This is a genomic window from Actinocorallia longicatena (assembly GCF_039534125.1).
GTDB lineage: Bacteria > Actinomycetota > Actinomycetes > Streptosporangiales > Streptosporangiaceae > Actinocorallia > Actinocorallia longicatena.
Map to the genome: position 1 here is coordinate 1 of NZ_BAAAUV010000038.1, position 20,443 is coordinate 20,443.

The window sequence follows — 20,443 nt, forward strand, 5'->3', positions numbered from 1 at the left end:
CGCCCGCCAGCCACGGCAGTACCGCGACCAGGCCCGCCGCGGTTCCGGCCAGCGCTCCCGCGCCGCGCGCCGCCCAGTCCGGCCCGTACTCCCGCGCGGCGACGACCTCCAGCTCGGCGCCGAAGACCGCCGCGTCACGCGGCCGCTCCTGCGGCCGCTTGGCCATGCCGTGCCGCACCAGCGGGCGCAGCGCCTCCGGGACCAGCTCCTCGGGGACGGGCGCGGTCCGGTGCCCGGCCTCCAGCGCGGCGAGGGTCTCGCCGCCGAACGGCCGCCGTCCGGCGACGCACTCCACGAACACGCAGGTCGCCGCGTACACGTCGGTGGCGGGCGAGGCGGCGCCGCCCGCCCACTGCTCGGGCGCCATGTAGGCCGGGGTGCCCGACCGGCCGCCGCCGCCGGCGAAGACCGCGATCCCGAAGTCGACCAGCTTGCTCTCGCCCTCGGCGGTGACCATCACGTTGGACGGCTTGTAGTCGCGGTGCACCACGCCGATGTCGTGCGCGGCGCAGAGTCCCAGCAGCGATCCCCTGAGCACGCTCAGCGCGGCCTCCGGCGGCAGCGCGCCGTGCCGGTCCAGCAGCTCCGACAGCGGGGCGCCCGGCACCGCCTCCATGATGATCGCCGCGCCGTCCGGCCGCTCCTCGAAGCCGAGGATCTCCACGACGTTCGGATGCCGCAGCCTGGCCATCATCCGGGCCTCCTCGCGGAAGGCGTCCGTGACCTCGCCGTAGGAGTACTTGACGGCCACCGTCCGGCCCTCGGCGTCGCGGGCGAGGGCGACCCTCCCCTGCGCGCCGGAGCCGAGCGTGCCGATCTCGATCAGCCCGTCCAGGTCCATGCCGCCTACCCGACGTCGCGGATCTCGAAGTCGTCGAACTCGGCGTAGGTCTTGCCGTCGTTGGAGTTCTGGACGAGCACCCCGCCGACGCCGGGTCCGACGAACGGCTGCTCGCGGTCGGACTGCTCCAGCGCGAGGGAGCCGTTCAGCCACGCCTTCAGCACGATCTTCCCCGGCTCGCGGCTGCACAGGATCGACAGCGTGTTGTCGCCGCTCTTCGTGAATCCGGCCGCCTGCTTCTTCGACGCGATGGTCTTGGAGATCTCCTTGCCGACGGTCTTGCGCAGGGTGATGCCCTCGCCGTCGCTGCGGACCGCGAACCGGTAGGCGTCGGTCTCCGACTTCGGCCCGAAGCAGAACATCCCGAACTCACCGTAGGCGGGGCCCTTGATGTTGCGGACCTTCACCGACAGCAGCGCGCGGTAGGGCAGATAGCCGTCGGGGCCGGTGTAGGCGCCGGAGTAGCCGGTGCTGTCGGTCTGCATCCGGCGGACGCCTCCGGTGTCGGCCTTGGTGCTGAAGTCGTACCAGGTGTCGGTGCCCTTCTGGAAGTCGGTGGTGTACACCAGGCGTCCCTTGGGCGGGCCGTCGTCGCCGCTCAGGAAGAACAGCCCGGCGCCCGCGACCAGCGCGAGCCCCGCGACGATCGCGCCCGCCAGCAGGTAGCGCCGGTTGCCCGGCATGCCCGGGCGCGGGCGCGGCGAGCCGGTCACGGTCGGCGGCGCGACGGGCGGGGAGGCGAACGCGGCGGGCTGCGGCGGCCCGTACCCCTGCTGCTGGGGCGGTGCGTACTGCGGCTGCCGGGGCGCGTACTGCGGCTGCGGTGCGGCCGGGGGCGGGGTCCAGTTCGCCGAGACGTTCTGCGCCAGGCGCTCGGAGTCCGGCCGGGTCTGCCCGGTCAGCGACTCCAGGAGCTGCTGGGTGGTGGGCCGGGCGGCCGGGTCGCGGGACAGGGCGGCCCGGACGAGCTTGCCGACCCCCTCGTCGAGGCCCTCGAGGTTGGGCTCGCCCTGCATGACCTGGTAGAGGATCGCCGGGACGTTCGCCGCGGAGAACGGCACGTTGCCGGTCCCGGCGTAGGCGACGACGCAGCCCCACGCCCAGACGTCGGCCGGCGGCCCCGCCTCCTGGCCCTGGATGACCTCGGGCGCCATGTAGGCGGGGGTGCCGACGAAGGCTCCACTGCGGGTCGCGGCGACCATCGTGTCGAGGGCGCGGGCGATGCCGAAGTCGATGACCCGGGGGCCGACCGGGGAGAGCAGCACGTTGGCCGGCTTCAGGTCGCGGTGCACGATCCCCGCGCCGTGGATCGCGGTCAGCGCGGTCGCGACCCCGACGGCCAGATGCTCCAGCGACGACCCGTGCATCGGGCCGTTCCGGCGGATGTGGACGTCGAGGTCGGGTCCGGCCACGTACTCGGTGACCACGTACAGCGGTTCCGTCTCCAGCTGGGCGTCCAGGACGCTCGCCGTGCAGAACCGCCGGACGCGCTGAGCCGCGGTCACCTCGCGCCGGAAGCGGTCGCGGAACGACTGCTCGTCGGCGAGCTCGGCGTTGATCACCTTCACCGCGACATCACGGCCCTGGGGATCCTTGGCCAGGTAGACCGTGCCCATTCCACCTCGGCCGATCTTGTTGACCAGCTGGTACGGGCCGATGCTCTCATCCATGAACGGGGGCTCCTCAAGTGAAGATCCCGACCATTCTGGCGCAAGTTACGGAATCAGGAGCAACTTACCCGTCGTCCGGCGGCCCTCGAGGTCCTCGTGGGCGGTCCGCGCGTCGGCCAGCGGGTAGGTCCTGCCGATGTGGAGCTTCAGCTCTCCGGAGGCGACCCAGCGCAGCACGTCGCCGGCCCGCTCGGCCAGTTCCTCGCGCGTCACGGTGTAGTGCGCCAGGCTGGGCCGGGTCAGGTAGACGCCGCCCGCGCCCGCGAGGCGCATCGGGTCGACCGGGTCGACCGGGCCGCTGGCCGCTCCGTAGAGGGCGAGCACGCCGCGGCGGCGCAGGGCGGCGAGGCTGCCGTCGAAGGTGGTGCGTCCCACGCCGTCGTAGACGGCGGCCACTCCCTCGCCTCCGGTCAGGTCGCGCACGGCCTCGGCAAAGCCGTCGTAGCCGAGCACCTCGTCGGCGCCGGCCTCGCGGGCGAGCCGCTCCTTCTCCGGCGTCGAGACGGTGCCGATGACCCGGCCGCCGCGCAGCTTCACGAGCTGGGTCAGCAGCAGGCCCATCCCGCCCGCGGCGGCGTGGACGAGCACGGTCTCGCCCGGGAGGACCGGGTGGGTGGAGTGCGTGAGGTAGTGCGCGGTCATGCCCTGGAGCAGCGCCGCGGCCGCCAGGCGCAGGTCGGCTCCCGCGGGGACGGCGATCGCCCGGTCGGCGTTCACCAGCGCCCGCTCGGCGTAGCCGCCGACGGCGTCGGCCGTGGCCACGAGGTCGCCGGCCGCGAAGCCGGTGACGCCGGGGCCGACCGCCACGACGGTGCCCGCGACCTCGACGCCCGGGGTGAACGGCGGCTTCGTCGGGTAACGCCCCGTCCGGTGGTAGGTGTCGATGTAGTTGACGCCCGCGGCCGCCACCTCGACGGCGAGCTGACCGGCGCCGGGCTCGGGAGCGGGCACCTCGGACGGGTGCAGGACCTCGGGTCCGCCGTGTTCGGTGACGACGATCGCGCGCATGTCGGGAAACCTCCGTGAAAGCCGAGAGAAGGGACGTCCCTGATCAACCGCGGGACGTCGCCCAGTCTTCCCTGAGCGCCCCCATCGCGAGGCTCACCGACTCCTCGACGCGGCTGACGACCTTGTAGGGATCGAACTCCTGCCGCGAGGCGCACTGCTCGAACCCGACCCGCGTGGCCCCCTGGAAGATCGCCACCAGCAGCGCCGGGCGCATGTCGGCCTCGGGGTCGACGCCCATCCGGCGGGCGATCTCATCGGTCAGGACGGCCAGCGAGGTGTTCTGCCGGGCCAGGTGGGCGGCGATCAGGGTGGGCGTGGTCTCGATGACCTCGCGGATCCTGCGCTGCCGCTCGTGCTCGACGGCGTCGCCGTCGCGGATGACGTCCAGGACGCCCCGCATGGCCTCGACCAGGGTCCTGGTCGGCGGCAGGGAGTCGGGGAGCTCGCGCAGCAGCTCGACCATCGACTGGTCGAAGGCGTCCATGACGCCGAGGACGACGTCCTCCTTGGTGGCGAAGTAGCGGAAGAAGGTCCGCTGGGAGACCTCGACCGCGGCGACGATCTCGTCGATCGTCGTCTGCTCGTAGCCGCGGCGCAGGAACAGGTCCAGGGCCGCGTCGATGAGCGCGAGCCGGGTGCGCTGCTTCTTCAGCTCACGCAGGCCGCTCGTGGTCATCGCCCACCTCCGCCTCTCACGATACCTCCCACGACAGGCAGTGACACATCACACAACATGCCAAGTGTCAGCCGCTGACATAATGATGCTTCAACTATCCGTATCCGAATGGGGGCAACTATGACGCAGGCGGCGACCGCCGTACAGGCGTCCGGGAAAGCCAAGGAGGCGAAACCGGGCGGCAGTCCCGCGCTGACGCTGCTCGCGGTCGCGCTAGGGGTCATCATGGTCACGCTCGACGGCACCGTCGTCGCCGTGGCCAACCCGTCGATCGGGGCGGATCTCAACGCCTCGCTCGCCGACCTCCAGTGGGTGACCAACGGCTACCTGCTGGCGCTGGCCGTGTTCCTGATCACCGCGGGCAAGCTCGGTGACCGGTTCGGCCATAAGACGATCTTCCTCACCGGCATCGCGGGGTTCGCGGTGACGTCGCTGGCGATCGGGCTGTCGAGCGGCATCACCATGCTGATCGCGATGCGCGTCCTCCAGGGCGTGTTCGGCGCGATGCTCCAGCCGACCGCGCTGGGGCTGCTGCGCTCGGCGTTCCCGGCCGAGAAGCTGAACATGGCGCTGGGCATCTGGGGCGCGGCCATCGCCTCCTCGACCGCGGCCGGGCCGATCGTCGGCGGCCTGCTGGTCGAGCACTACAGCTGGCAGTCGGTGTTCTACATCAACGTGCCCGTCGGCATCATCGCCTTCGCCATCGGGCTGAAGGTCCTGCGCAACCAGCGGGGCGAGAAGTCCGGGTTCGACGTGCCCGGCATCCTCCTGCTGTCCGGCGCGATGTTCGCCGTCGTCTACGGGATCATCAAGGCGCCGAGCTGGGGCTGGGGCGACACCCGGACCATCGGCCTGTTCGCCGCCGCCGTCGCGCTGTTCGCCGCGTTCGTCTGGTGGGAGAACCGGGCGGCCGAGCCGCTGCTGCCGCTGGGGCTGTTCCGCTCGGTCAGCATCTCGGTCGGCACGATCATGATGCTGCTGGTGGCGTTCGGCATGTTCGGGGCGCTGTTCTTCCTCACCTTCTACATGCAGAGCGTCCACGGGCTCTCGCCGGTCGACTCCGGCCTGCGGCTGCTGCCGATGATGCTGGCGATGATGGTCGGCTCGCCGATCGCGGGCATCATGATCACCAAGCTCGGGCCGAGGATCCCACTGATCGCGGGCCCGCTGCTGGCCGCCGGCGCGTTCCTCGGGCTGACCACGCTCGGCCTGACCGGCGGGTTCACCGACACGCTCCCCTGGTTCGTCATGCTGGGCCTGGGCCTGAGCCCGGTGTTCGTCGGCGCCACCGACATCATCGTCGGGAACGCTCCAGTTTCGATGGCGGGCGTCGCCTCCGGGCTCCAGAACTCCGCCATGCAGGTCGGTGGCGCCCTGGGCACCGCCGTGCTGGGCGCGCTGATGACCGCCCGGGTCGGTTCCAGCCTGTCCGGCCACTTCACCGAGGTCGGGCTGCCCGCGCCGGGGGACGCGGCGGTCGACCAGATGAAGGAGATCGTGGCGGCCGGGATCGCCCCGGTCCCGCCGGGCACCGAGCCCGCCGTGGCCGAGCTGATCTCCAAGGCCTCCCACCTCGCCTTCATCGACGGCATGCACCTGGCGTTCTACGTCGCCGCCGTGGTGTCGCTGGTCGCGGCCGGTCTCGGCCTGTTCGTCAAGGCCGGGCGCAAGGTCGAGGGCGCCGTCGTCCACGTCTAGCGGCTTGCTCCACCGGAGGCTCGTTCGATAATGTTTTCGAACGGGCCTCCGTTCGTTCTTCCCCCCGGACGGGCGTCTTCGACGTTCCACAGGAAGGGGGAGGCAGGTGAACCGCGTCTACGGGGATCCGGTGGAGGTGTGGCCGGGGCCGGACGGGCAGCCCGCGAGATTCGTCTGGCGCGACCGGCTGTTCGTGGTGCGGCGGGTGATGCGGCACTGGGTCTCGACCCGCGACTGGCGCGGCGACGAGCTCTCCGACGGGGTGGAGCGGGAGTTCTGGCAGGTCGAGGCGAGCCCGGGCCGCGAGATCGGGGTGTACGAGCTGCGCCTGGCCCCCGAGTCGGGAACCTGGCAGCTCTCCCGCTCCTGGAGCTGAGCGCGGCGGCCCGCCTTCAGGAGCGCAGCTGGAGGCGGGTGATCTGGAAGACGACCGCCATGCACAGGGTGGCGGCCAGGGCGAGCAGGCCGTTGGCGGCGACGCCGATCTGGACGGCCAGCAGGGCGTCGGCGCGGGTGCCCGTCCCGGCCGCGGGGAACAGGGCCATCAGCACGATCGAGCCGAGCAGGCTCCCCCACCAGGCGAGGACGACCAGGCCCACCGCGTGCCGCTCGGCCATCCGGTACCGGCCGCTGGAGGTCCACACGTCGTGCATGAGCCGGGGCGGGATCCACAGGTTGCCGAAGGGCAGGAACCAGGCGCCGACCGTCCAGGCGCGGCGGTGGCGCAGCGGCCCCTCGGCCTGCTCGTGCGCCCGCCACAGCCAGGCCAGGAACAGCGCGCCGGTCAGCGTGGACATCGCCCCGGCGATGATGAAGACGTCGTTGTAGGTGCCCAGCGTGGTGCCGGTGGCGGCCGCGTCGTAGGAGGTGTTGGTCCCGTGCCGCAGGCCGGGCAGCATCCGCATCAGGCTGACGGCCGAGCCCATCGACAGGAACGCGTTGAAGCCGAGGAGCATGAACAGCCCGACGGCCAGGGCGCGGAAGTCGCGGCGGCGCGACCAGGCGCCGCAGGCCGGACAGCGCGTGACCTCGGTGGGGATGATGTCCCCGCACAGTCCGCACGGCATGTCGCGCCTCCCCGGGGTCCTCGGCCACTCGACGATTTCCCCGAAGTGTACGTATTCCTGACCAGTACTTTAAGAACCGGGAGGAGCCGGTATACGCCTCAGGTCTGATCCGGAACCCGTCCTGCGCCCGATGCGTTCTGTCACCGCCGGAGCGCATGGTGGAGTCATGATGATTGTTCAGGTGGCGATCGCGGTGGTCTTCGTGGTCTTCCTGGTCGGCGGCGGCCTCGTGCTCCCGCTGCTGGGCATGGTCGAGGACGCCCGCGATCACAGGCCCGCGCTCACCCCGAAGCCGGACGACGGACGGCGGCTCGAAGCGGTCAGGGAGACCGGCGGCCCCGAACGGGAGAGGATCGCGGCGTGACGAAGATTCAAGGCAGCGGATCACCTTCCCAATGGCTCCGCCGGGGGCCGGTGTCGGGCGTGTCCGGGACGGCCGGTGCGGGCGATCCTGGGCCGCATGCCCCGCAACCAGACCGGTTACCTCCCTGAGCCGATGCCCGACACCCGGCGCACGCTCATCCTCGACGCCGCCCGCCGCTGCTTCATCCGCAACGGCTACCACGGCACGTCCATCCGGGACGTCACGACCGAGGCGAAGGTGCCCTTCACCGGCGTCAACCGCTACTTCCCGACCATGGAAGACGTGATCAGCGCCTTCGCCGACGACGCCGCGGAGGAGGTGGCGCGGGTCTTCGCCGCCGCGTTCGGCAGGATGCCCGAGCCCGCCGACGCCTTTCCGCACGTCGAGCAGGGCTTCCCGCTGCTGGCGGTGCGGGTGTGGAGCGCGGCGCTGCGCGCGACCGTGCTGGACGAGCAGGTCAACGAGACCTACGCCGAGTTCACCACGGCCCTGCTCTGGTACGTCGAGCTGTACCAGCGCACCGGGCTGATCACCCGCGAGGTGCCCTCGATCAGCATCGTCCGCACCCTCGTCGCGCTGATCCACGGGTTCATGGTCCAGCGCACGCTGTTCGGCGACGTCGACACCCGCGCCTTCCGCGACGGGCTGCGGCAGCTCCAGTGATAAGTCCGGGGGCGTCTCGGCCAGGCACTGCCTGAGCACCGATCTGCGGATCTTCCCGCTCGGGGCCCGGGGCAGGCCCGGCACCAGCACGATCTTCTCCACCAGGCCCTGGGCCCGGCCCAGGAGCTGGCCGGTGAGACCCGCCCCGGGATCGAGGCCTGCCAGCGGCACGACATAGGCGCACAGCCGGCGGCCGTCCCCCACCACGGCGACCTCGGCGACCGAGGGATGGCCGCCGAGATGGCGTTCCAGCGCCAGCGGGGTGACCGGGCGCCCGCCGACGGTCTCGACGTCCTCGGCCCTGCCGTGGTGGTGGACGAAGCCGTCGGCGTCGCGGTGGACGAGGTCGCCGGTGGCCAGCCAGCCGTCCCGGTCCAGGGCCCGAGCGGTGCGCTCGGGCAGGTTGAGATAGCCGGTCATGATCGACGGACCCCGGACATGGAGGCCGCCGGTCTCACCGGTGGCGGCCTCGCGTCCGCCGGGGGTGCGGATCGAGATCTCGTAGGGGTCGAGGACCACGCCGAGGGTGTCGGCGCGGCGCCGCCGGACGGTGTTGGCGATGAAGGTGTGACCGGCCTCGGTGGTGCCCAGGCCGTCCAGGAGCGGGCAGCCGAGGGCCCGCTCGACCCGCTCGCGCAGCGCGGGGAGCAGCGGTTCGCCCGCGGTGCAGGCCGCCCGCAGCGACCCGCCGAACGATCCGCCGGGGCCGCCGAGCATGCCGCCGCTGGAGGTGAGCGCCGCGTACATCGGCGGCGTGGTGAACAGCACGGTCGGCCGGTGCAGGCGCAGCTGGGCGGCGAGCCCAGGGCCTGTGGCGCGGTCCTCCCACAGCACCGCGGAGGCGCCGAAGTGGAGCGCGAAGACGATCGTGATGCCGAAGCCCCACGGATAGCAGGCCTTGGACGCCGAGAGCAGCACGTCGTCCCGGCCGATCTCCAGCACCCGCCCGGACGCCGCGCAGAAGGCCCGCGGATCACCGTGCCGGTGCACCACCCCCTTGGGCGGCCCCGTCGTGCCCGACGTGTACTGCACGTAGGCCGGGGTCTGCGCGCCGACCCGGGCGGGCGGGGGCGTCCCCGCGCCGGTGCCGGTGAGCAGATCCCTGGCGAGCAGGACGGGGCCGAAGCGGTCGGCCAGCCCCGGCTCGCAGACCACGAGCCAGGGGTCGGCGTCGCGCAGCACGTGCGCGTGCTCCTCCACCGGGGCGTGCGGGCTGACCGTGACGGCCAGCGCCCCCAGATGGAAGGCGCCCAGAACGGCCGCGACCAGGCCCGGCGAGTCGGGAAGCACGATGAGCACCCGGGTCCCGGCCCGCACGCCCCGCTCGTGGAGGACCGCGGCGGCCCGGCCCACGGCGTCGTGGACCTGGCCGTGCGTCAGCGTCCCCTCCCGCCACCGGAAGGCGGTCCGCTCCCGCCAGCCGTAGGTGATCGCCCGCTCGGCCAGCAGCACGGCGAGGTTCGCCGGAGGTTCCAGGGCGAGATCCTGCGGATCGGGCATCAACCGCGTCATCGACGGAGCTCCTCGTGCCGGGGGGTCACCAGGAGGTTACGACGGGTAACGGTTCCGCCACATCATGTTCACCGAGGAGAACATGGCGGCCCAGTGAAATACCGGGCGGTGTCCGTCTAGGGGTGCGGGAGCCAGGCTCCGTCGCGGCGGACCAGGAGCTCGCGGATCAGCAGGTGGTCGCCGCGGGCCCAGACGCGGTCGGCGACCCAGCGGAGCTTGGCCAGTCCCTGCTCGTCGTCGGAGCCGGTCGCGGTGAAGACGTCGCGGGCGGGGACGCCGACCACGAGCTCGCCGTCGACCTCCTGGGCGAGCTTGTCGAGGAACGGCTCGTCGAGCAGGAGCCCGGCCTCGAGGTCGCCGCCGACCGTCACGGTGACGGCGCGGACGTCGGGGAACCAGTTGAGGGCCAGGTCCGGGCGGCGGACCCGGAGGTTGCCCGCCGCCCTGGGGCGCAGGGCGTCCTGCCGGAGCCCCAGCTCGGCCAGGCGGCGCGGCGTGACGGGCTCGAACCTGGGCCTGCCGTCGTCGCCGGGCGTCTGGTCGATCCCGTAGGACAGGTGCAGATCCCCGGCGAACGGCTCCCTGATCGGGACGTCCTGGGCGGACAGCGGGAAGTCCAGCCGGACCTCGACCGGGACCCGTGCCCCGAGGATCGGGACGATCAGGTCGTACGGTTCGGTCACGGCATCCTCCACAGGCACATCCGCCCCGCGGCTCTCGGGCGGGTCACTCCGGGCGCTCACGATAGCGGCTGGTGGGGGCCGCCGCCCCGGTTAGGCCCCCGGAGGCAGGAGCGGGAGGCCCGCGGGGGCTCCCTCGTCGATGAGGCGGCGGAGGGCGTCGAGGTCCAGATGGGCGGTGACCAGGTCGGCGAGCAGGTCGAGCTGGGCCTCGCGGAGGGCGGCGAATCCCGTGCCGGGCGCCGGGACGAACCGCCGGGACGTGCGGGCGGCGATCTCGGTCAGGAAGGCCCGGCGGAAGGCGTCGTTCTCGAAGGCCCCGTGCCAGGTGGTGCCGTAGACGCCGGCCTGCTCGCAGCCGTCGAGGAAGGGTTCGCCGCCCTCGGCCAGGGCCTGCCCGTGATGGATCTCATAGGCGTGGACGGGATGGCCGTAGTGGGCGCCGGAGGGGCGGCGGAGGGTCTTCTCCCGGGCGAAGGTCACCGACACCGGCAGCAGCCCGAGGCCCTCGACCGTTCCGGCCTTCGACTCGACCTGGTCGGTGATCGTCCGGGCGAGCATCTGGTAGCCGCCGCAGATGCCGAGGACGGGTGTCCTGCGCTCGGCGAGGAGACGGTCGAAGCCGCGCTCGCGCAGCCAGCCGAGGTCGTCGACGGTGGCCCGGGAGCCGGGCAGGACGACCAGATCGACGTCGGCGAGCTCTCCCGGCGCGGTGACGAAGCGAACGGAGACGCCGGGCTCGCAGCTCAGGGCGTCGAGGTCGGTGAAGTTGGAGATGCGGGGGAAGCGCAGCACGCCGATCCGCAGGGTCTCCTCCCCCGCGGGCGGTCCGGTGTCGGGACGGGCGGCGTCCAGGCCGAGGGAGTCCTCGACGTCGAGCCAGATGCCCGGCGCCCACGGCAGGACGCCGAGAACGGGCCGTCCGGTGAGGCGCTCGATCTGGTCGAGGCCCGGTTGCAGCAGCTCGACCGCCCCCCGGAACTTGTTGATCACGAATCCGGAGACGAGCCGCTGGTCGTCGGCGTCGAGCAGGCCGACCGTCCCGTAGAGGGCGGCGAAGACCCCGCCCCTGTCGATGTCCCCGACCACGATCACCGGCAGCCCGGCGGCGCGGGCCAGGCCCATGTTCGCGATGTCGCCGCGGCGCAGGTTGATCTCGGCGGGGCTGCCCGCGCCTTCGCAGACCACGACGTCGTACTCGGCGCGCAGGGCCCGGTAGCTGTCGAGGGCGACCTCGCGGAGCCGGTCCTTCAGCTCGCGGTACTCCAGGGCGTCGACGTCGGCGATCGGGCGTCCGCGGACCACGACCTGGCTGCGGCGGTCGCTGCCGGGCTTCAGCAGGATCGGGTTCATGTGCGCGGTCGGCTCGATCCCGGCCGCCTGCGCCTGCATGACCTGCGCCCGGCCGATCTCCGCGCCGTCGGCCGTCACCATCGAGTTCAGGGACATGTTCTGCGCCTTGAACGGCGCGACCCGCACCCCCTCGCGCGCCAGCCACCGGCAGATCCCCGCCGTGACCACGCTCTTCCCCGCGTCGGACGTCGTCCCGGCTACGAGCAGCCCACCCCGCACATGTCCTCCCTCACTCCCCCACAGCATCGCGCACGATCAGCGCGGCCCCCGCGGCGGCCACCGCCGCCAGCGCCGTGACCGTCGCGCTGAGGCGGGCGGCGCGGCGAAGGTCGGGGACGCCCGGCGCGGGACCGTCGCCGAGAGCGGGACGGTGCTCGGTGGCCCCGTGGTAGGTGTTCGCGCCGCCCAGCCGCACGCCCAGGGCCCCGGCCGCGGCGGCCTCGCAGTGCCCGGCGTTGGGGCTGGGATGACGGGCGGCGTCGCGGCGCATCACCCGGTAGGCGGCCGCGGCCGTGGAGCCGAGCGTGCCGGGGGCGGCCACGGAGAAGGCGGCCGCGACGGTGAGATGGCCGGTCAGCCGGGCGGGCAGGAGGTTCACGGCGTCGTCGAGGCGGGCGCTCGCCCAGCCGAACCGCAGGTGGCGCGGGGACCGGTAGCCGACCATCGCGTCGAGGGTGTTGATCGCGCGGTAGCCGAGCAGTCCCGGCACCCCGGCGACCGCGCCCCAGAACAGCGGGGCGACGGCGGCGTCGCTGGTGTTCTCCGCGACGGACTCGACCGTGGCGCGGGCCAGGCCTGCGGCGTCGAGGCCCGCGGGGTCACGGGCGCACAGGTGCGACAGGCGGGCGCGGGCCTCGCGCAGGTCGCCCGACTCCAGATGGCCGGCCATCCGGGCGGCCTCGCGGAGCAGGGACGTGCCGCCGAGGACCGTCCAGGTGGCCGCGGCGGTGGCGAGGGTGTGGGCCACCGGGTGGCGGCGGGACAGGCGCTCGATCCCGATCCCGGTGGCCACGGCCGTGCCCACCGCGATCCCGGTGAACAGGGCTCCCCTGCCGCGGCCGTCGGCGTACAGGCGCCGCTCCAGGGCCGAGGCGGCGCGGCCGAAGCCCGCCACGGGATGGAAGCGCCGGGGGTCGGCGAAGACCGCGTCGGCGGCGGCGCCGAGGGCGAGCCCGGCCGACCTGGTCCTTGAGGTGGGGATCCGCACCGCACGACCGTAACGCAGGGGAGGATGGGGGCGTGCTCGAGGAACGCTTGGCGAAGGTGACCAGGGTCGTGTCCGACCCGTCGGTGGTGGCGTCCTACACGCGGGACTACACCGGACGGTGGGAGGGGCGGGCCCGGCTGGTCGTGCGTCCCCGGGACACCGGCGAGGTCGCCGAGGCCGTGCGGATCTGCGCCGAGGAGGGCGCGCGGATCGTCAGCCAGGGCGGCAACACGGGCCTGGGCGGCGGCGGGATCCCCATGGACGGCGAGGTGGTCCTCTCGCTGCGCGGGCTCGACCGGATCGGGCCGGTGGACGTCGCGGCGGGCCAGGTGAGCACCGGCGCGGGGGTGGTCCTGTCCGATCTCCAGCGGGAGGCGCGGCGGACCGGCCTGGACTTCGGGGTGGACCTGGCCTCGCGCGGCTCCGCGACGATCGGCGGGATGATCGCCACCAACGCGGGCGGCGAACGGGTCCTGCGGTACGGGATGACGCGGGCGAACGTCGTCGGGGTGGAGGCGGTGCTGGCCGACGGGAGCCTGTGGTCGCGTCTCGGCGGGCTGCCCAAGGACAACGCCGGCTTCGAGCCGCCCTTCGCGGGCAGCGAGGGGATCCTCGGGATCATCACGGCCGCCCGGCTGCGGCTGGTGCCGCTGCTGGACGACCGCGCGACCGCGATGATCGGGTTCGCCTCGGCCGCGGACGCCGTCGCCGCCCTGGTGCGGCTGCGGGGGCTCGGCTCGCTGGAGATGGCCGAGTTCCTGCTCCCCGACGGGCTGCGCCTGGTCTGCGGGCACACCGGCCTGCCGCATCCGATGCGCGGCCACCACGCCTTCTACGTGATCGTCGAGTGCGCGGACCGGCGGGACCCGTCCGAGGAGCTGTACGCGGTGCTGGAGGAGCTCGACCCGCCGGAGGTCGTCGTCGCGGCCGACGCCGCCGACCAGCACCGGCTGTGGACCTACCGGGAGTCCCACGCCGAGGCGATCAACACCCAGGGGGTGCCGCTGAAGCTCGACGTGGCCGTCCCGCTGGGCGACCTGCCCGCCTTCCTCGACGACCTGCCCGCGCTCGCCGGGAAGGCGACCCCTTACCTGTTCGGCCATCTCGCCGAGGCCAACGTGCACGTCAACCTCATCGGCGCCGACGACGTCGCGGCGGTCACCGAGGCCGTCCTGGAGCGGGTGGCCGCGGCGGGCGGCAGCATCAGCGCGGAGCACGGCGTCGGCCGGGCCAAGACCGGGCATCTGCGCCTCAGCCGGTCCGCGGCCGAGATCGCCGTGCTCCGCGCCGTGAAGGACGCCCTCGATCCCGGCGGCCTGTTCAATCCGGGAGTGCTGCTCCCCTGATCACCGGCATCCCTCGAGGGTGAGCAGGAGCTCCTTGGCGGGCAGGCCCGCGGCGAAGCCCGTCAGGGAGCCGTCGGCGCCGACCACCCGGTGGCAGGGGCGGACGATCAGCAGCGGGTTCGCGCCGATCGCGGCGCCGATCGCGCGGGCCCTGGCGGGCGAGCCGCCGAGGGAGGCGTTGAGCTCGCCGTAGGTGGTGGTCGCGCCGTAGGGCAGCGCGTCGAGGGCGGCCCAGACCTCCCGCTGGAACGCCGTGCCCGCGGTGGCGGAGAAGGCCAGGTCGAACTCCTTCAGGTCACCGGCGAAGTAGGCGTCGAGCTGGGCGGTGACGGACGCGAAGGCCTCGTCGTCGCGGGTCCAGGAGTCCTGGGGCTCACGGGCGCCGCGCTGGCCGGGGGCCGTCACCGAGGCCAGCAGGAGGCCGTCCGCGGAACGCTCGCCGGTCAGCAGGAGGTCGCCGAGCGGGCTCGGGTGGATGGTGTAGATCATGATCGGCTCCTCAGAGTGAGTTCCACAGATGATGGGTGGCATAGGAGCCCCACGGGCTCCAGCCGTCCGGCCGCGCGCCGGGATGGCGGGCGAGCGCCTGGTTCAGCGCGACGTCGCCCGAGAGCAGGACGTCGGGGTCGCCGAGGGAGCGCATCCGGATGTAGCCGGCCGTCCAGGGGCCGATGCCGCGCAGGGCGAGCAGGTCGCGTTCGGCCTTCTCGCGGTCGGCGCCGGGGTCGAGGACCACCGCGCCGGAGTCCAGCGCGGCGGCCAGGGTGATGATCGTCGCGCGGCGGCTGCGCGGCATCCCCAGTTCCTCCAGGTCCGCCCCGGCCAGCACGGAGGTGGCGGGGAAGAGCGTGGTGAGGGAGCCGCACGAGGACGGCAGCCTCTCGCCGTAGGCCTCGACGAGCGTCCCGCCGAGCCGCCGGGCCGCCTCGACCGTGATCTGCTGGCCGAGCACGGCCTTGACCGCGGCCTCGTGCGGGTCGGCCGCGCCGGGCGCGCGCAGCCCCGGACGGGCCGCGGCGAGCGGTCCGAGCACCGGGTCGTCCGCGAAGTGGGCGGCCACGGCGGCCGGGTCGGCGTCCAGGTCGAACAGCCGCCGGATCCGCTGGGTCGCGGCCGTGAGGTCGCGCAGCTCCGAGAGCTGCAGGACGCAGTCCAGCCAGCCCCGGTCGCCGTGCTCCTCGTGGACGGCCGCGAATCCGGGCCCGTGCGGCAGCCGCAGCGTCCGCCGGTAGATCCGCGCCCCGCGCTCACCGGTGATCTCCTCGACGCCCGGCAGCGCCCTGCGGCCCAGGAAGTCGAAGATCTCCCCGGCCGCGTAGGGCCGCCGGTAGGGCAGCCGCAGCGGCACCCCCGCCGCGGCCGTCACGGCAGGCCCGGGCCCCGTGCCGCGGACCTCGCGCGGTGTCAGCGCGTAGATCTCCTTGATCGTGTCGTTGAACTGGCGGACGCTCGCGAATCCCGAGGCGAAGGCGATCTCGGTGACCGGCAGCTCCGTCGTCTGGAGCAGCACCCGCGCGCTCTGGGCGCGCTGGGCCCTGGCCAGGGCGACGGGACCGGCCCCGACCTCGGCGGTGAGCTGCCGCCGCACCTGCCGGGAGCTGTAGCCCAGCCGGTCCGCGAGCCCGCCGACCCCCTCCCTGTCGATCACCCCGTCGCCGATCAGCCGCATCGCCCGGGCGACCACGTCGCCCCGGAAGTGCCAGTCGGCCGAACCGGGCGCCGAGTCCGGACGGCACCGCTTGCAGGCGCGGAAGCCCTCCCCCTGCGCCGCCGCCGCGCTCGGATAGAACGCGACGTTCTCCCGCTTGGGCGTCGTCGCCGGGCAGGACGGCCTGCAGTAGATCCCGGTCGTCCGCACCCCGACGAAGAAGGCACCGTCGAACCGCCCGTCGCGGCTCTTCACGGCCTGGTAGCAGCTCTCGTCGTCTCTCACGCCTTCAGTCTGCGCGACCCCGCCACCCGCTACTAGCGGTTTTCGGACACGAAGAACCCCCATGACGTTAACGCTGTCACAGGGGCCTCAAAGCGGCGCGCCCAGAGGGATTCGAACCCCCGGCCGTCGGATTAGAAGTCCGATGCTCTATCCAGCTGAGCTATGGGCGCATCATTCGCGCCCCGAGTGTAGGGCACAACCCGCGCCGCGCACAGCAGGAAATACGCCCGGTTCATGCCCGACACGCAGCGGTCGCGCCGCTCCGGGGGCTCCGCATGGGAGGGTGGGTGCCGCTGGGCTTCCCCAGGGCTGGGCAACCGGTATTTTGGGGACGATTTCACTCCCGTCTTAGGGGTGGGGTGGAAGAGTGTCAGTCCATCCCCTTGCCTGATGATGCCGTCGAGCCGGAAATATGAGGACCATGTCGGAGAATGACAAGACCCCCAGCGTGAAGCTGCCGAGCGCACGGGACATCAGCCGGACGGACTTCACTCCGCATGGCATCAACCGGGGCAAGGGCTCGCTCAAGCGCCCGGCCAACAAGGCCGACCAGCGCAAGAAGCGGCTCATCAACACGGGCATCACGGTGATCGTCGTCGCCGTGCTCGGCGGTGTCGCCGGCGGCGCGTACGCGCTGACCCGCCCGGAGAAGGACTTCAAGGTCTCCGGCGCGTTCAACGCCGCCCCCAAGGTCAAGTTCCCCGAGATCGCGCCGTTCAAGAAGTCGACCACCAAGGTCGTCATCCCCGGCTCCGGCGACGTCCTGAAGAAGGGCGACACCGCCTTCCTGGCGTTCGCGTCCTACAAGTGGACCGGCGCCAAGAAGTCCGAGCCGCAGGGCACCTACAAGGACTCCTCGCAGGGCTCCCCCATCACCGGGATCAAGGTCGGCGACTCGACCGGCCTCAAGCCGCTGGACAACGCGCTGAACACCGTCAAGGTCGGCGAGCGGCTTCTGGTCACGATGACGGCCAAGGACCTCGGCGAGCAGGCCACCAACGTCGGCCTCAAGGCCACGGACAGCCTCGTCTTCGTCCTCGACGTCCTCAGCAGCCCGAAGGCGCTGACCGGCGCGCAGACCGACGTCGGCGACGCCAAGCTGCCGAAGATCACCGCGCCGAAGACCCCGGACGCCGCTCCCGGCTTCGAGATCCCCAAGGGCGACGCGCCCAAGGAACTCGTGGTCAAGACCCTGATCCAGGGCACCGGCAAGCCGGTCGCCAAGGGCCAGGCGCTGATCGGCAACTACGAGGGCCACATCTGGCGCGACAACAAGAAGTTCGACTCGAGCTGGGACCGCAAGGCCCCGACCGCCTTCGAGATCGGCACCGGCAAGGTCGTCAAGGGCTGGGACGAGGCGCTCGTGGGCGTCAAGGCCGGCTCGCGCGTCATGATCGTCATCCCGCCGGACCTCGGTTACGGCAAGGAAGGCAACTCCCAGGCCGGGATCAAGGGCACCGACACGCTCGTCTTCGTCGTGGACGTCCTCGACTCGATCTGATTCACCCAAGGCGCTCCGCCGCCGGCGGCCGATCTCTAGTGTGAGGTCGGCCGCTTTCGGCTTACGGGGCAACTTTCACGCGTTCTCGAACGTCTTTCAAGGGTGCACTCTTGCGCGCTCCAAAGCCCCGCCAAGCCTGGCCGGAGAGCGTCGGCCCTCAGGTAGGGTCAAGTGTCACGGAAAGGTAACGGGGGCACTTTGAGCGAGAATAAAGAGGCGGAGGCCAAACCGGTGGGCGGGAAGAAGAACCGCATCCTCCGCCGAGCGGCCTACACGGTCCTCGGACTGCTCGGGGTCGGCGTGATCGGCTTCGCCATCGCCTACGTGCTCACACCGGTGCCGGACGGCGCCCAGCTCGACGCGCGCAAGCAGCTGAACACCTACTACTACGCCGACGAGAAGACCGTCATCGCCGAGGTCGGCACCAACCGCACCGCCGTGCCCATCTCCAAGGTCTCCAAGGCGATGCAGCAGGCCGTGATCTCGGCCGAGAACCGCAGTTTCTACTCCGACCCCGGTGTCTCCTTCTCCGGCACCGCCCGCGCCTTCTGGTCGACCGTCTCCGGCGGCCAGGTGCAGGGCGGCTCCACGATCACCCAGCAGATGGTCCGGAACTACTACCGCGGCCTCAGCCAGGAACGCTCCGTGACGCGCAAGCTCAAGGAGGTCATGGTCTCGCTGAAGGTGGGCCAGTCCAAGGACAAGGACTGGATCATGGAGCAGTACCTCAACACCATCTTCTTCGGCCGCGACTCCTACGGCGTGCAGGCGGCCGCCCAGGCGTACTTCACCAAGGACGCCAAGGACCTGACCCCCGCCGAGAGCGCCTACCTCGCCGCCGCGATCCAGCAGCCGACCGTGTACTCGAACGTGACCAAGGCCAACAGGGCCGCCGCCGAGCAGCGCTGGAGGTACGTCCTGGACGGCATGGTCGCCGCCGGGAACGTCACCGCCGACGACGTGGCGAAGATGAAGTTCCCCAAGCTCGCGAAGCAGAACCTCACGAACATCTACGCCGGCCAGAACGGCTACATGATCGTCGCCGCGAACAACGAGCTCCGCAGGCGCGGGTACAGCGACGAGCAGATCGCGCTCGGCGGGATGAAGGTCGTCACGACCTACCAGAAGGACAAGATGGACGCCGCCCAGGCGGCGGTGAAGCGCGTCACCGGCGGCATGGCCAAGGAGCAGGAGGTCGGTCTCGTCTCGGTCGACACCTCCAACGGCGAGGTCGTCGGCTTCTACGGCGGCCGCAACTACCTCGACAAGCAGCTCAGCAACTCCTTCAGCTCCTACCGCCAGGCCGGCTCCGGCTTCAAGCCGTACGTGCTCGCCGCGGCGCTCGACCAGGGCATGAAGCTGACCGACACCGTCAGCGGCAACCAGCCCTTCCGCTGCAACCCCGGCGAAGCGGGCATCAACAACGACGGCAACGAGGGCTCGCTCGGCGAGATCAACCTGGTGCGCGCGACGGCCAAGTCGTCGAACACCGCGTTCGCGCGGCTCAACCAGGACATCGGGGCCGACAAGGTCACGGCCATGGCCGAGAAGTTCGGCATCCCCGACGATCAGCTCACCGCCAAGACCGACAAGGTGGGCACCAGGCTCAACCAGACGTGCTCGTTCGCGATCGGCACCGCCTCGCTCAGCCCGGTGCAGCAGGCCGCCGGATACGCCACCTTCGCCAACGGCGGCACCTACTACAAGCCGCACGTCGTCAAGGCGGTCACCCCGGCCGGCGGCAAGACCAAGAAGATCGTCGAGAAGGGCGTGCGCGCGGTCAGCACCGAGGTCGCCGGCGACGCCACCTACGCGATGAGCAAGGTCGTCGAGAGCGGCACCGGCGCGGGCGCCCAGCTCGACGACCGCGAGGCCGCGGGCAAGACCGGCACCACCGACGACGGCGCCAGCGTCTGGTTCAACGGCTACGTCCCGCAGATCTCCACCTCGGTGATGATCTTCCACGGGTCGACGAAGAAGCAGTTCAAGCCGCTGGTCATTCCCGGCTACTCCGCCTACGGCGGCGCGGCCCCCGCCGCGATCTGGCGGGACTACATGACCGAGGCCACCAGGAACCTCGAGGTCAAGGACTTCCCCGAGCCGTCGACCTACGCCTCGAACGGCTACGACCGCGACGACGACGAACAGGACACCCGGCCGACGCAGGAGCCGAGCGACCGCCCGTCGGAGGAGCCCTCCGACGACCCGTCGACGGAGCCCACCGAGCCGACGAAGCCGACCGACCCGCCCTCGACCGACCCCAAGCCCAGCCAGTCGGCCGACCCCGACCCCGAGCCCGACCCGGGTGACGGAGCGGAGCCGGATCCGGGCGTCGACGAGGAACAGAACAAGCCGGCGCGCGGCCAGCAGACCCCGCTCCGGGCCACCCCGGCCCGGCACGGGTTGCTCGGCGGCTGATCAGCCGCAGGCGGTCCCGAGCTTGCCGGGCTGCTCCCGCAGGAGGGCCGTCATCTGGGTGACGTCGCCCTTCTCGGCGATCTGGGGCCCGGCGGTCCGCCAGGACGCCGCCAGCGCCGTGATGGCCTTCTTGAGGTCGCCGTCATCGGCCTTGGCGGCGAGGGCGTCGAGCTGGGCGGAGAAGTCCGTGGTGGCCTTGCCCCAGGCGGCGTTGTCGGTCGGCGGGAGGGTCTCGAGCCGCTTGCCGAAGTCGGTGAAGGCGTCCCTGGTCTGGTCGCACACCTCGGCCTTGTTGCCGGTCATGCCCGCGATGGCGCCGCATCCGGACACCGACGCCGCCAGAATCACGATCAAGACCCGCGCCGTCCAACCCGCGTGCATGCGACCCTCCTGGGAAGTAACTTCCAGAAGGATCCCATGCTTCACGCCCTCAGATGGACGCATGTAACTGACACTTCCGACATGTAGCGTAGACAGGTCCGTAGCTCGTCCTAGGAGTGCTGAAC

18 protein-coding genes, 1 tRNA gene and 1 pseudogene are annotated in these 20,443 nt (G+C 72.1%); 7 read left to right on the forward strand and 13 right to left on the reverse strand.

Annotated features, from left to right (window positions below):
• The 4 genes from ABD785_RS37550 to ABD785_RS37565 form a co-directional block, all read right to left on the reverse strand.
• Nucleotides 1–841, reverse strand: an 841-nt coding sequence (locus tag ABD785_RS37550) for a serine/threonine-protein kinase (RefSeq protein ID WP_344838541.1), incomplete at its 3' end; no start/stop codon positions are given.
• Between the two features lie 5 nt (nt 842–846).
• The gene (locus ABD785_RS37555) at nt 847–2,511 is read right to left on the reverse strand and encodes a serine/threonine-protein kinase (protein WP_344838544.1); all 1,665 of its coding nucleotides are present in this window, start codon (nt 2,509–2,511) and stop codon (nt 847–849) included.
• A 45-nt stretch (nt 2,512–2,556) separates the two neighbouring features.
• A complete protein-coding gene (locus tag ABD785_RS37560; RefSeq protein ID WP_344838546.1) occupies nt 2,557–3,519 on the reverse strand; it encodes a quinone oxidoreductase family protein in 963 nt (320 codons plus the stop codon).
• A 43-nt stretch (nt 3,520–3,562) separates the two neighbouring features.
• Nucleotides 3,563–4,195: a TetR family transcriptional regulator gene (locus ABD785_RS37565; protein WP_344838548.1), complete on the reverse strand. Its 633-nt coding sequence runs from the start codon at nt 4,193–4,195 to the stop codon at nt 3,563–3,565.
• A 120-nt stretch (nt 4,196–4,315) separates the two neighbouring features.
• Between ABD785_RS37565 and ABD785_RS37570 the strand changes: the two genes are divergently transcribed.
• Nucleotides 4,316–5,893, forward strand: a complete 1,578-nt coding sequence (locus ABD785_RS37570) for an MFS transporter (protein WP_344838551.1) — start codon at nt 4,316–4,318, stop codon at nt 5,891–5,893.
• Nucleotides 5,894–5,999: 106 nt separating this feature from the next.
• The gene (locus ABD785_RS37575) at nt 6,000–6,269 is read left to right on the forward strand and encodes a DUF6504 family protein (RefSeq protein WP_344838553.1); all 270 of its coding nucleotides are present in this window, start codon (nt 6,000–6,002) and stop codon (nt 6,267–6,269) included.
• A 16-nt stretch (nt 6,270–6,285) separates the two neighbouring features.
• Here the strand turns inward: ABD785_RS37575 and ABD785_RS37580 are convergent, their stop codons facing one another.
• A complete protein-coding gene (locus ABD785_RS37580; RefSeq protein WP_344838556.1) occupies nt 6,286–6,960 on the reverse strand; it encodes a DUF4328 domain-containing protein in 675 nt (224 codons plus the stop codon).
• A 166-nt stretch (nt 6,961–7,126) separates the two neighbouring features.
• On the opposite strand from ABD785_RS37580, the gene ABD785_RS37585 reads away from it, so the two are divergent.
• Nucleotides 7,127–7,324 (forward strand): hypothetical protein, encoded by a 198-nt coding sequence (locus ABD785_RS37585; RefSeq protein ID WP_344838558.1) that lies wholly within the window; start codon nt 7,127–7,129, stop codon nt 7,322–7,324.
• Nucleotides 7,325–7,420: 96 nt separating this feature from the next.
• Nucleotides 7,421–7,987, forward strand: a complete 567-nt coding sequence (locus tag ABD785_RS37590) for a TetR/AcrR family transcriptional regulator (RefSeq protein ID WP_344838561.1) — start codon at nt 7,421–7,423, stop codon at nt 7,985–7,987.
• A gap of 465 nt (nt 7,988–8,452) precedes the next feature.
• Here ABD785_RS37590 and ABD785_RS37595 read toward each other — a convergent pair.
• The 4 genes and pseudogenes from ABD785_RS37595 to ABD785_RS37610 form a co-directional block, all read right to left on the reverse strand.
• Nucleotides 8,453–9,499: pseudogene (locus ABD785_RS37595) on the reverse strand (AMP-binding protein); the annotation flags it as partial.
• A 116-nt stretch (nt 9,500–9,615) separates the two neighbouring features.
• Nucleotides 9,616–10,182, reverse strand: coding sequence for a DUF1444 domain-containing protein (locus tag ABD785_RS37600; protein WP_344838565.1), 567 nt, complete (start codon nt 10,180–10,182; stop codon nt 9,616–9,618).
• A 90-nt stretch (nt 10,183–10,272) separates the two neighbouring features.
• Nucleotides 10,273–11,778, reverse strand: a complete 1,506-nt coding sequence (locus ABD785_RS37605) for a cobyric acid synthase (protein ID WP_344838567.1) — start codon at nt 11,776–11,778, stop codon at nt 10,273–10,275.
• Nucleotides 11,762–12,739 carry a cobalamin biosynthesis protein gene (locus ABD785_RS37610; RefSeq protein WP_344838569.1) on the reverse strand — a complete coding sequence of 326 codons (978 nt, stop codon included), beginning with the start codon at nt 12,737–12,739 and terminating at the stop codon, nt 11,762–11,764. The genes ABD785_RS37605 and ABD785_RS37610 overlap by 17 nt, the downstream gene beginning before the upstream one ends.
• A gap of 32 nt (nt 12,740–12,771) precedes the next feature.
• Here ABD785_RS37610 and ABD785_RS37615 point away from each other — a divergent pair, with 32 nt between their 5' ends.
• Nucleotides 12,772–14,085 (forward strand): FAD-binding oxidoreductase, encoded by a 1,314-nt coding sequence (locus ABD785_RS37615; RefSeq protein WP_344838571.1) that lies wholly within the window; start codon nt 12,772–12,774, stop codon nt 14,083–14,085.
• On the opposite strand, the gene ABD785_RS37620 is transcribed toward ABD785_RS37615, so the two are convergent.
• From ABD785_RS37620 to ABD785_RS37630, 3 genes are all read right to left on the reverse strand, one after another.
• The gene (locus ABD785_RS37620) at nt 14,086–14,574 is read right to left on the reverse strand and encodes a methylated-DNA--[protein]-cysteine S-methyltransferase (protein WP_344838574.1); all 489 of its coding nucleotides are present in this window, start codon (nt 14,572–14,574) and stop codon (nt 14,086–14,088) included.
• 10 nt (nt 14,575–14,584) lie between these two features.
• Entirely contained in the window at nt 14,585–16,018 is a 1,434-nt protein-coding gene (locus ABD785_RS37625; RefSeq protein ID WP_344838576.1) for an AlkA N-terminal domain-containing protein, read from the reverse strand.
• Between the two features lie 96 nt (nt 16,019–16,114).
• Nucleotides 16,115–16,188: transfer RNA gene (locus ABD785_RS37630), tRNA-Arg, on the reverse strand.
• A 251-nt stretch (nt 16,189–16,439) separates the two neighbouring features.
• On the opposite strand from ABD785_RS37630, the gene ABD785_RS37635 reads away from it, so the two are divergent.
• Together ABD785_RS37635 and ABD785_RS37640 are read left to right on the forward strand one after the other, a co-directional pair.
• Nucleotides 16,440–17,519, forward strand: coding sequence for an FKBP-type peptidyl-prolyl cis-trans isomerase (locus ABD785_RS37635; RefSeq protein WP_344838579.1), 1,080 nt, complete (start codon nt 16,440–16,442; stop codon nt 17,517–17,519).
• A 198-nt stretch (nt 17,520–17,717) separates the two neighbouring features.
• The gene (locus ABD785_RS37640) at nt 17,718–19,937 is read left to right on the forward strand and encodes a transglycosylase domain-containing protein (RefSeq protein WP_344838581.1); all 2,220 of its coding nucleotides are present in this window, start codon (nt 17,718–17,720) and stop codon (nt 19,935–19,937) included.
• Here ABD785_RS37640 and ABD785_RS37645 read toward each other — a convergent pair whose 3' ends face one another.
• Entirely contained in the window at nt 19,938–20,291 is a 354-nt protein-coding gene (locus ABD785_RS37645; protein ID WP_344838584.1) for a hypothetical protein, read from the reverse strand.
• Nucleotides 20,292–20,443: the final 152 nt, after the last annotated feature.